The organism is Escherichia sp. 94.0001 (assembly GCF_013369155.2).
In the GTDB taxonomy this organism is placed as follows: Bacteria; Pseudomonadota; Gammaproteobacteria; order Enterobacterales; family Enterobacteriaceae; genus Escherichia; species Escherichia coli_F.
In genome coordinates this window covers 1-420 of record NZ_JABWMS020000244.1, presented here as the reverse complement: position 1 = coordinate 420, position 420 = coordinate 1, and the positions used below count along the sequence as shown (strand labels likewise).

1 protein-coding gene is annotated in these 420 nt (G+C 51.9%); it reads left to right on the top strand.

Going from position 1 to position 420, the window contains the following annotated elements; all coding sequences use genetic code 11:
* Positions 1 to 278: 278 nt before the first annotated feature.
* A partial coding sequence (locus tag HEN33_RS27245; protein WP_194873596.1) for a hypothetical protein occupies positions 279 to 420 on the top strand: 142 nt, incomplete at its 3' end.

Sequence of the window (420 nt, the reverse complement as noted above, 5' to 3'; positions counted from 1 at the left end):
GGGAAGGTGGTGGTTATCGGGCGGCAGGCATAAAAGCGAAAAAATCCCGCAGTGACCGAAGGCTGCGGGAACAGAAAATGAAGATTAACCACAGGGAGTTTTGTTTTTATTGGCCCGAAAAAACTGTAACGCCCGGGAATGATATCTGCCACGGGGGCGTACAGAAAATGTGAAGAAATTCAGAAATTTTATTCCGTCATGACACAGGCACCCTCCGGGGTGCCTGTCGTTTTTGGGGCATAAACAGATTCAGACATCAGACAGGAGAGGGGGACCGAGTGGGTAAAGGTGGCGGCAGGGCACACACGCCGGTTGAGGCAAAGGACAATCTTAAGTCCACGCAGATGATGAGCGTGATTGATGCCATTGGTGAAGGGCCGATTGAAGGTCCGGTGAAGGGGCTGCAGAGTATCCTGGTGA